General features: G+C 40.4%; 12 protein-coding genes. All 12 read right to left on the reverse strand.

Translation table 11 applies throughout. The features are described 5' to 3' along the window. Positions 1-304: 304 nt before the first annotated feature. Positions 305-721: a 3-hydroxyacyl-ACP dehydratase FabZ gene (gene fabZ / locus JOD18_RS23535; RefSeq protein ID WP_204671866.1), complete on the reverse strand. Its 417-nt coding sequence runs from the start codon at positions 719-721 to the stop codon at positions 305-307. A 56-nt stretch (positions 722-777) separates the two neighbouring features. Continuing rightward, the gene (locus JOD18_RS23540) at positions 778-1,056 is read right to left on the reverse strand and encodes a DNA-directed RNA polymerase subunit beta (protein WP_204671867.1); all 279 of its coding nucleotides are present in this window, start codon (positions 1,054-1,056) and stop codon (positions 778-780) included. Between the two features lie 21 nt (positions 1,057-1,077). Beyond that, the gene (locus tag JOD18_RS23545; RefSeq protein WP_204671868.1) at positions 1,078-1,908 is read right to left on the reverse strand and encodes a flagellar hook-basal body protein; all 831 of its coding nucleotides are present in this window, start codon (positions 1,906-1,908) and stop codon (positions 1,078-1,080) included. A gap of 181 nt (positions 1,909-2,089) precedes the next feature. Continuing rightward, positions 2,090-2,914 (reverse strand): flagellar hook-basal body protein, encoded by an 825-nt coding sequence (locus JOD18_RS23550; RefSeq protein ID WP_204671869.1) that lies wholly within the window; start codon positions 2,912-2,914, stop codon positions 2,090-2,092. Positions 2,915-3,100: 186 nt separating this feature from the next. Beyond that, entirely contained in the window at positions 3,101-4,099 is a 999-nt protein-coding gene (gene mreB / locus JOD18_RS23555) for a rod shape-determining protein (protein ID WP_204671871.1), read from the reverse strand. 328 nt (positions 4,100-4,427) lie between these two features. Then, positions 4,428-4,715 (reverse strand): sporulation transcriptional regulator SpoIIID, encoded by a 288-nt coding sequence (gene spoIIID, locus JOD18_RS23560; RefSeq protein ID WP_204671873.1) that lies wholly within the window; start codon positions 4,713-4,715, stop codon positions 4,428-4,430. A 752-nt stretch (positions 4,716-5,467) separates the two neighbouring features. After that, a complete protein-coding gene (locus JOD18_RS23565) occupies positions 5,468-6,394 on the reverse strand; it encodes a stage II sporulation protein SpoIIQ (protein ID WP_204671875.1) in 927 nt (308 codons plus the stop codon). A 58-nt stretch (positions 6,395-6,452) separates the two neighbouring features. Then, positions 6,453-7,523 carry a stage II sporulation protein D gene (spoIID, locus tag JOD18_RS23570; RefSeq protein WP_204671877.1) on the reverse strand — a complete coding sequence of 357 codons (1,071 nt, stop codon included), beginning with the start codon at positions 7,521-7,523 and terminating at the stop codon, positions 6,453-6,455. Between the two features lie 201 nt (positions 7,524-7,724). Beyond that, positions 7,725-9,035: a UDP-N-acetylglucosamine 1-carboxyvinyltransferase gene (gene murA, locus JOD18_RS23575; RefSeq protein WP_204671878.1), complete on the reverse strand. Its 1,311-nt coding sequence runs from the start codon at positions 9,033-9,035 to the stop codon at positions 7,725-7,727. Between the two features lie 35 nt (positions 9,036-9,070). Continuing rightward, a complete protein-coding gene (locus JOD18_RS23580; protein WP_204671879.1) occupies positions 9,071-9,772 on the reverse strand; it encodes a YwmB family TATA-box binding protein in 702 nt (233 codons plus the stop codon). A gap of 98 nt (positions 9,773-9,870) precedes the next feature. Continuing rightward, complete coding sequence (locus tag JOD18_RS23585) at positions 9,871-10,104, reverse strand: DUF1146 family protein (protein ID WP_239588332.1); 234 nt, start codon at positions 10,102-10,104, stop codon at positions 9,871-9,873. A gap of 274 nt (positions 10,105-10,378) precedes the next feature. After that, positions 10,379-10,777: a F0F1 ATP synthase subunit epsilon gene (locus JOD18_RS23590; protein ID WP_204671880.1), complete on the reverse strand. Its 399-nt coding sequence runs from the start codon at positions 10,775-10,777 to the stop codon at positions 10,379-10,381. Positions 10,778-10,894 lie beyond the last annotated feature (117 nt).

Raw genomic sequence — 10,894 nt, forward strand, 5'->3', positions numbered from 1 at the left:
TAACTGTAAGTTTTCATATGCTCCTCCTGTTGATTAATTTTTCTATTATAACGGACAGTTTCGAGGAGTGTCTACTTTACTAATACAATATCACCGTTATGACGGACAACTCTTCGGGATTTTCAGCTTTTTTGTCCCTCATTTCCGTTATGACGGACAACTCTTCGGGATTTCCACCTTTTTTGTCCGTCATATGAAGGCTTACTCTCTTTTCTCTGTCTTTCATTTCTTTTACATTTGCTGCTTTTCTATTTCGACCACAAAAAAGCACCACCTCATTCTAAAGGTGATGCAGGCTGTCTGTTTATTTAATTGCAAAAGTAATCTCGGCTTCACATGCTAGCTGGCCATCTACGGTTGCGATGGCTTTTCCTTTGCCAATCGGTCCCTTCAGGCGGATAATTTCGACTTCTAATCTCAATTGATCACCTGGTTTGACCTGACGCTTGAATCGGCACTTATCAATTCCGGCAAGGAAGCCAATCTTACCTTTATTTTCTTCCTTACTAAGCATAGCTACGGCACCAACTTGTGCCAATGCCTCCACAATTAATACGCCTGGCATGACAGGATAGTCGGGAAAATGCCCTTGAAAAAATGGCTCATTGATTGTTATATTTTTTATTCCAACAACTCGCTGCTCTTCTTGTTCAAGAATAGCATCTACCAATAAAAAAGGATAGCGATGTGGAATCGTTTCTTTGATTTGTTCGATATCCATTACAGTAACTCCCTTCCAAAAACTTTCCATACACCTTCACTGATGGAGGTCATACATCATTCTTCTTCATTTACTCTCACAAAGTCGACAATGTGTTCCCACGTTTCTAATTTCAACACATCGAGCGGACTGCCATCCCCAAGTGCACTAAAACCGATCATTAAACCAATGGCCAGTGCAAAAAAACTCAAGATAATAATGATTAAAAGCTTAGCCCAGACGGGGATTATTCGGCGTACATATTTCTTTGGGCGGCTACGTTTATTCGATTGTTCTTGCTTTGCCTGTTTCTCTTTGTTGGTTTGCCTACTTTCGGCTTGTTTTTCCTTTGTCATACAAGATTGCTCCTTATTACATTATCTCAATTGATTGATAAGACCTTTCATCTGATCATGCATTGAGATAGTTCCTGCATTTAGTTGGTAAGCACGCTGTGTCTCGATCATGTCTGTCATTTGCTTGGACATATCCACATTAGACTGCTCTAATGCCCCACTGTGCAAATGCAGATCATTAGCAGCAACCCCATTTATAATTTCGTTTAATGGATAACTTTCAAGGGTGTCTTCTGACAAACGATATTCATTTGCATTGACTGCTTCTAATAAACGCGGGCGATTGGCTTGCACTACATTTAATTGAGCTTCAGGGACTTGCACGCCGTTACGGGTTACAAGGATATCCCCATTCATATCAATTTTTAAGTCCTCCATATTATCCTCTAAGATAATCGCTTCTTCATTGGCTCCCAGAACTGGGTTTCCTTCTGCATTAACGAGCATCACTTGCCCTTCATTGATCGGTGTCAAATAAAAGTTACCTGCTCTTGTATAATGCACTTCCTCTTGCCCATTGTTATTGGATAAGACTTGAAAAAATTGATTCTCCTGCTGCAGGGCAACATCCAAGTTTCGATCGGTTTCTTGAATGGCGCCTTGCGCAAATTGAAAGTTCATATGACCTATTCGCATGCCAGTTCCTATTCTCAAACCATCCGGTGTCAGACGTCCTAGTTGATTCGCCGGGTCTGGCTCAGTTTCCATTTGTTGAGAGAGCAAGGAGGAAAAATTGGCCTCACGTTGCTTGAACCCTGTTGTATTAGAGTTTGCCAAGTTATTACTAATATTGTCTAAGCGCTGTTGCAATTGACTCATGGCAACGGCAGCTTGAAAAGTCATCCTAGTCATATTTGATTACTCCTTTTTCATCACCATATGAAGCGTCCATATCCTCGCAAGCGTTCTTACAAATTGATGATATGTTGGCGTTAACCTGTCTGTAATCTCTCCAGAAGCTTCTAAACGATAAAGAATTGCGAATCCTTTGATAAATGCCTCAGCAAGGCTTAAAACGCGGCTGATGGATAGCTTATCCTATCCGGCCTATTTCAGTGACTGCCTTTTCTAAGCTTCGGTCATACTGCTGTACTACCTTCTGATTGGCCTCAAAAATACGATAAGCCTGCATCATATCTGTCATCGTCTGTGAGGTATCGACGTTGGAATTCTCTAAATGGTTCTGCTGCACTTGGAACTGCAAACCAGCTACTGTTCGGGCATCTTCTAGAGCTGCTCCGCCTTCTCCTAATTGATACAAGTCATCTGTATCCTTCACTAAATCTTGCGGGTTACTGCTATAGGCAACAGCCAATGGAATCTCCTGATCAGGTAATTGTACGACACCCTCTGGTGTAACGGTAAATGCCAATTGATCGGTATTAATAGGCTGATTTGCCTCGTCCAATACATAATAACCTTGATTGGTAACTAAGTTTCCTGCTCCATCGACGGTAAAGTTACCATTACGCGTATAACTCACTTCACCGTCTGCATGTTGCACGGCAAAGAAGGTCATCCCGCCTTCATCAGGTGTCTCCCCTTGGATTAGTGCCATATCGGTGACCATGCCAGTCTCCCGCAGACTGCCCTGAATAAAATCAGGAATGGTTTCTTGTACGTAAACACCGCTGTTAATCGCACCGATTTCGCTCATGGTTGGTGTACTTCGATTCTGAGATGCAGGGATGTCACGGCTGTCCATGCGCTGAATGAGCAGTTCTGGAAAGGCACGCAATGTTGCTTGATCTTGTTTAAATCCTGGTGTTTGTGCATTTGTTATATTATTGGATAATACTTCTTGTCTTCTCTGCTGAGCTAACATGCCATTTGTTGCTGTGTAGAAACCTCTAAGCATACACGTCTTTTCTCCTTTCAGATAAGCACCGAGAACTGCTTTGTTTATAAAGCGAGATTGCCATCAGCGCAGGCTTCAACCCTCATTGATGGGTAGAAAGACTTACCGGGTGCTAGCGTCTGTTATCCTTCACTTAGCCTTTTCGGGCTGAAAGTGCGGGGATTACGGACGATTCACCGGAATAAATCAAACAATGGAACGCTCTAATTTATCAATATTATCTAACATAATTCCTGTTCCTTTTGCAACACAATTCATTGGCTCTTCCGCAAGTAATACAGGTACCTTTAGTTCTTCTGCTAATAATTGATCTAAGCCATGTAATAATGCTCCGCCGCCAGTTAAAATAACGCCTCTGTCAATAATATCAGCAGATAATTCTGGCGGTGTCTTTTCCAATACACTCTTCGCTGACTGCACAATTAAAGCGATCGATTCACGTAATGATTCTTCCACTTCTTGGGAATGAATCGTAATCGTACGCGGTAAACCTGATACCATATCACGTCCGCGAATATCAATCTCTTCATTACGAGCGCCTTCAAAAACAGTAGCCACATTCAACTTAATATCTTCTGCCGTCCGCTCTCCAATCAGCAATTTATATTTACGTTTTACATATTGAAGGATTTCTGCATCAAATTTATCTCCAGCCATTTTTATAGATTGTGAGGTTACAATATCCCCCATAGAAAGAACGGCAATATCTGTCGTACCGCCTCCAATATCTACTACCATATTACCACTTGGCTGAAAGATTTCCATGCCAGCGCCAATAGCTGCCACTTTAGGTTCCTCTTCCAAATATACCTTCTTACCGCCGGATTTCTCTGCTGCTTCTTTAATGGCCTTCTGTTCGACTTTAGTAATATCTGTCGGGCAGCAAATTAACATCCGTGGTTTGGATAAAAAGCCTTTCACATTAATCTTATTAATAAAATATCGAAGCATTGCTTCTGTCACATCAAAATCAGCAATAACTCCATCCTTTAATGGACGAATTGCTTCGATATTACCAGGAGTACGTCCCACCATTCTCCGTGCTTCTTCTCCTACTTCCAATACTTTTCCGGTATTTCGATCCATCGCCACTACAGAGGGCTCATCTAGTACAATTCCTTTGCCTTTTACATGAATTAATACATTGGCTGTTCCTAAGTCAATCCCAATATCTCTTGAAAACATGAACCTTTATCCTCCCTATTTCCTCACAATTAATAATAGTACATTTCAATTATTTGTCTTATTTCAATTTATTCACTTATAATGCATGTTCAAAAAGGTCAGCAAATGTCAGAGTTGCCCTTGCGAATTTCCTTTTCAGCTGACTTTTTGAACAATCTCTAATATACTCAGATCATTCTAGAACATAATACTTCTATCCTATATCATATCACAAATATTGACATGCTGTATATCTTTCTAAAAAATTTGTCGCTATTTTCTGAGAAATTATCGTGAATTGTCTAATTATATGGAAGGGGTGTTGGTTAAGTCAAGAGGCGCATACTGGCTATTTGGTTAATGCTTCTTGATGGGGCGATGTTTTACGCTTATGCAGTTGATATTTCAATTTGGTTGCTTCTCCTCCTCGGAGATGTCGAATGGCTTTATGATGATGTAATATTTCCTTCACTTCATTTGCCAGTTCTGGATGCAGCTCAGGCAGCCGCTCTGTTAGGTCTTTATGAACAGTGCTTTTGGACACACCGAATTCTTTTGCAATCACTCGTACTGTTTTTTTCGTTTCAATGATATACTTACCGATCTTTAATGTTCTCTCTTTGATGTAATCATGCACTTTATGCTCGCCTCCCCAAAGTTGTCGGTATCCAAGGTACTCTCACCTCAGACGGTTTAAAAAAAGATAATTGCTAACATCTTATTACCGACAGACAAACAATATGACTTGTAATTACACCTATCCTTCGGGGACAAGCTAAAAAAAAGAGCTAGGTTTACGGATAAATCGAACAGCAGCAGGTGTGGCATATGAAGAAAAAATTTCAAACAAAAAGTGATGAAGAGCTCATCACTTTTTTACTACCCTATGTCTCCAAAGTCTGGATCTACTTTTCTTAATATATTATTCATCCACCTATTCCCCTATCTTTAAAATAGCGTTTTCGTCTTCACAATGGACAACTTTAAGTGGTATAACTTATTAAAAAAATCTTCCGTTCCTATCGATCCTATCACGAGCACGTATTGGGTATATTCACTTATGTTCTCCCCTCCTTTATTATAATACTCTTCTTTCCTGCACACCGTTTTTCTCGAGCTATCCACTACTAAGGATAGCTACTACCATTTTGTGTTAAATTAAGTGTACTCTTATTATTTCAAGATTCAGATAATAATTCAATCAAAATCGTTCGTCAAATAATTACATTTTCTCTCATGGATCTAATGTAAGGCAGGTACAGCCTAAGGCAGACGACACCAAAAAAACGAAGACTTACCGCCAAGTCTTTATGACGCAGCCTTCATTTTAAGTTGTTCCTATCGAAAAAAAAAGAGCTATTCCCGCAGTGGGCGTAGCTCCTATATGATTTATACTCGCTCCATAGAATGGAATGAAATTTCCTGATGGGCTTCCTCTTGCTCTTCTGTGCTTGGAAGCTCCTCTTCTTGATCCGTTTCATCCGCTTCTGATTGGTCGCTCGAATCTGGTTGAGATTGATCGTTTTCTTCCGTTTGTGATGGCTCACTAGGCTCTGCCTGTGTTTCATCTGTTTCTTCTGCTTCCGTTTCTGTTGTTTCTTCTTCCGCTGCTTCTTGTTTCTCAGCTGCCTCTATTTTGGAAAGGGGCTGATTAATAAAAGTTTCAGGATTCACCGCAGTACCGTCTTTTCTCACCTCAAAGTGAACATGGACGCCATTAGCCTGACCTAAATTACTTTGACCGGCTGTACCGATTGAGTCACCTTGCTTCACTTCTGCTCCTTCTTCTACTAGGACCTCATCCAAGCTGGCATAATAGGTAGAAATTCCTTCTTCATGTTCCATCTTAATGACATTTCCTAGTAAAGGATCCTGTTTGATTTCTGCAACTGTACCTGATAAAGAAGCAGTTACATCAAATGCTTCGTGATCAGAAGTAGATAGCGCGATTCCATCACTCTGGTAATACTTATTCTGGTGCAAAATCAATGCATCCTGCTGATCTTCTTCACTTGCCCCATAATCATAAAATTTGGTCACAATTTCTGCTTCTACATCTTCAGCAATCGGCAATTGTAGTACTTCTTGCTGCTGCATAACTGGCGCTGATTCTTCTTGATCTGTGCTATGTCTCATATCCCCAACATGATCTTTAGCATTTTCTGCTAAATCTGGTGTATTTGTCAGGGTATTCTGATACCATAACACTCCTGTCAAAGCAATAGCTGCAACCATTAAATAAAGAGCAGGAAAAAACCACTTTTTCTTGACAATCCGTTTCCACTTATTTTTTGAAACGTTGTTGTTTTCCTCCATTTTAACATCACCTCAGCAACCATTCTGATCAAATGGAGGAAAATTTATACATGATTTTTTATTTTTTTACTAAAAGAGTGGGAGTTGCTTGCTCTAAACTGCGTAATTTCGTGCCTTGATAGTAGTAAGCTATAATGTCTTCATAGTCCTTTCCTTCTTGTGCCATACCGTTAGCACCATATTGGCTCATGCCTACTCCATGTCCGAAACCCTTCGTAGTAAAGACATAGTGATCATTCTTCTTGGTGATAGTAAAATCGTTGGACGGCAGCCCCAGCTGTTCACGAATATCCCGGCCGCTAAAGGTTTGACCGCCAATCACCGCACTCTCCACACGCTGGCTCTCTGTTCTGATTAATTGAAAATCACCGGACTGGTTTGCCAAATCAACAGCCAGTTTATTCTCTAATTCCGCTTGGGTAAACACCTTCTGATCAAGGAACTTAGGAGATATCTCCTCATCCCAAGGACTTGCCACCGTACGCAAATAAGGCAATTCATTTTCCCAGTAGTCTTCAGAATTCTCGGTATAGCCGTTGCTTGTAGAGAAGAAAGCTGGTGTAATCGGCTGATCTTCATAAGTAATAATCGTTCCTTGGGTGGCAGCTACTGCCTGTTTAATTTTGTCGATTTTCCAATGATAATCACTGCCCCATATTTGCCTTAGTTCGTCTTCATTCTTGTATACCTGGTGCTGAACCGTGTCTGTGACATCGGCACCATCCGGTAAGGATTCGGTTTGTTCCTGCATCAAAAAATGCACAATGTACGTTCTTGCAGCCAGTCCTTGTGCCTTCAAGGCCTCTAATTCAAAATCTGCTGGCATTTCCGAGGCAACGACATGCGCCACATAGTCTTCTAAAGGAATTTCCTCTACTGTATGTTGTTCTGTCCGTAATACACGAATGTCAAAAGGAGATACTAGTGTCTGGTTTTCTTGTTTGACCACTTCCGCCCCCTCATCAGCGGCTTGCTCGGCCTCTGTTGAGACCGCTACTTCCTTTTCCCCTTTAAATGGGATGACAATCAAAGACGGAATCACAAACATAAAGATCAATAGAATAGAAATAAAAATAAGACTAGGCTTTTTCCAATTTTTTTGCTTGGTTTTTTTCTGCCAATTATGCATGCATAACCTCCTTTGCACTTTCCTACTCTATCTTATTCTTTACAATAAGAGATTAGAACTTCTTCATCTATCGAAAGGTTGTTTTTCTATTCCTGGCAGAATAGCAGGCTCGGCCTATGTATATGCGGGATGCAAAAAGAGGATCATTTCTCATTCTAATCTAGTGATGAGTAAATGTATCCTCTTCATTATTGCGGTATCTTATGACTGCACTTCAACTCCGAGTACTGCTACTTCTTCTGCAGCTGTCTCAACTTGCACACGCTCGATATCCGCACCTAACTGGACAAATTTCTCTGTAATATCTACATAACCTCTGTCAATATGATAGAGAGAAGTTACCCGTGTGTATCCGTCTGCTACCAAGCCAGCTAGAATTAACGCAGCACCAGCACGAAGATCTGTAGAAGCTACTTCAGCTCCTTGCAGTGCAACAGGCCCTTCTACAATCACACTGCGGCCTTCAATTTTTAACTTCGCATTCATTCGGCGGAACTCTTCCACATGCATAAATCGATTTTCAAAAACTGTTTCCGTAATCACACTTGTTCCTTGCGCACATAACATCAACGCCATCATTTGCGCCTGCATATCGGTTGGGAACCCAGGATGCGGTAACGTTTTGATATCTGTTGCTTCCAAACGTTTCGGTCCAATTACACGAAGGCCCCCTGTCGGTTCTTCATATACCTTGACACCCATCTCTTCCATTTTTGAAACAAGTGCACGAAGGTGTTCTAATTCCGCATTTTCTACTAATACATTACCACCTGTAATAGCTGCGGCCACCATGAATGTTCCAGCTTCAATACGATCTGGAATAATAAAGTGCTCCGCACCGACAAGTTTGTCTACACCTTCAATTTTGATTGTCTCTGTACCAGCACCAGTAACCTTTGCCCCCATTTTATTTAAATAGTTTGCTAGGTCTACTATTTCTGGCTCCTTGGCTGCATTCTCAATCGTTGTTCTTCCTTCGGCAAGGGCTGCAGCTGACATGATATTTTCTGTTGCCCCTACACTAGGCATATCCAAATAAATCTTTGCCCCTTTTAATCTGCCATTCACTGACACTTCTACAAAGCCATTTCCGACATGTACATCTGCCCCCATAGCTTCAAAACCTTTTAAATGAAGATCAATTGGTCGTGAACCAATAGCGCATCCTCCTGGCAAAGCTACCTTTGCATGGCTGTAACGAGCCAATAAAGGGCCTAACACTAATACAGATGCACGCATTTTACGAACATACTCAAAAGGAGCTTCTGTTAATAACTCCTCTGTTGCGTCTACTGTTACTGTATTTGCTTGATAAGATACATCTACATTCATATGGGTCAATACTTGATTAATTGTGTGCACATCTGCCAATGCAGGTACTTCATGAATCACACTTTTGCCTTCACTTGCTAGTATACTTGCAGCGATAACAGGCAGTACAGCATTCTTAGCACCTTCCACTTTCACAGTGCCTTCTAACCGCCTTCCGCCACGAACGATGATATTTTCCAAGGTCCATTCTCCTCTGTAGTCCATATTCATTATTATTAGTATTCATTAATAAGGATAGGTGTGCCAATTGTAATATTGGTTTGGTCGCCTATCCTCTCACTCACAGCAATATGTACATTAATGTTGTCGTCACCTTGCTGCAACTTCTTATTCCAACGTTTACTATAACCTGTCCATGTATAAAAATTAGCTTCATCTATTTCATCAATTATTGTGATATCTAACTTATCTTTTACAAAATTCATAAAAGAAACAATATCTATAATACCATCTTTTTGTGCGTCTAGACAAGAAAAATATTGAGCATTTTGTGAAAATAATCCTTTAGTAACTTTTAATACCCTCTTGTTATAGGTATCAAGTACTTCTGTTTTATCTAAAGGCATAGTAATTGTATAGATCACTTGGTAAACAGACTGTTTCCCTGGTACTGGTACTAATAATAATGTTTCGTTGTTCGAAGGATTCTGCTGATCAGCTGATTCAAATCGGATGGTGTTGTTATTTTCCACCATATTCATTTGATACCCTTTCAGTTCTTCTATAAAACTATTAATTTGATCAATTTCCAATGTTTCCTTGATCGTAGTTTGTAAGGTTGTCAGCTCTAAATCATAGCCTTCCAGTGTTGCTGCCATCTCTTTTACCTCGCGTTGATTAGCGGTTACCTTATGATCCCCATTATTAAAAAAGATAAATAACATATGAATCGCACAAAAAATTAATAAATATTTCATTCCTCTACACCCTTTCTTTTTCATCAAGTGTTAGCAGGAATGAAGATATTTATACGTGGTAAATGACAGAATGAGGTGGAAGCAGGGGCAACTTTTTACTAAAAAAGATAAATCAGCTGTTGAGACCACTGAAGTAAATCAAGAAAGAATCTGCTGACGGTTGAACCAATGGCGATTGTAATAAAAATAATCAATAACCGTGCTTCAAATACCTTTTGTTTTCGAAATAAAGCATCGAAATTGATAGACTGCAGTATATACCATGTGATCACAATAAAAACCAGATGTGATAGCATGGCGATAAGCCCTTCTTGAGCTGCGATCTGCATCATAATAAATCCCTCTTTTGCTTGTTTTGTTTTTAATGGCTGTTCTATACTTCAGCCTGTTGAACATGTACACCTAGTTTAACATAATTAACAGGCAGCGTCTCGACATATTCCCTTGATATTTCCCGGGAAATTTCGTCAATAACAAAGGAATGTACCGCTAAGATATAGCGAGAACTGTCAGATATCGTTCGGGCGAGGCGTATGCTTCCTTCCTAACCATAAAAAAAGACTGTTCTCCACACTTATTGCAGAGAACAGTCTTTTTAAGATCATATTATTTATTTTCGACTACATCAATTCGGTTTAAGGCACGCTTAAGTGCTAATTCTGCCCTTCTGAAATCAATTTCATCTTGTTTAGCTTGTAAACGTCTTTCTGCTCGTTCCTTCGCTGCTCGCGCTCGTTTGATGTCAATATCATCTGGACGCTCTGCTGATTGTGCCAAAATGGTCACTTTATCAGGACGAACTTCTAAGAATCCACCGCTTACTGCTATGCGCTGCGGGTTATCACCTTTAAGGCGCACTGCACTGATAGACAGTGGTGCCACGAGCGGAATGTGACCTGGTAAGATACCTAATTCGCCACTTTCTGCCTTACAGCTAACCATTTCAAATGAATCTTCCAGAACAGGGCCATCTGGAGTAACAACACTTACCGTTAGTGTTTTCAACAGAACCCCTCCTTAGGCTTTCAATAGACTCTCGGCATTCGCCGATTCAGACGGTTCAAGGTTTTCTTGAACCGTTATTTATTGTTCCCTCCTACTTTTCGTAGGGGGGATTTATTA

This window comes from Gracilibacillus alcaliphilus (assembly GCF_016909015.1).
GTDB lineage: Bacteria > Bacillota > Bacilli > Bacillales > Amphibacillaceae > Gracilibacillus > Gracilibacillus alcaliphilus.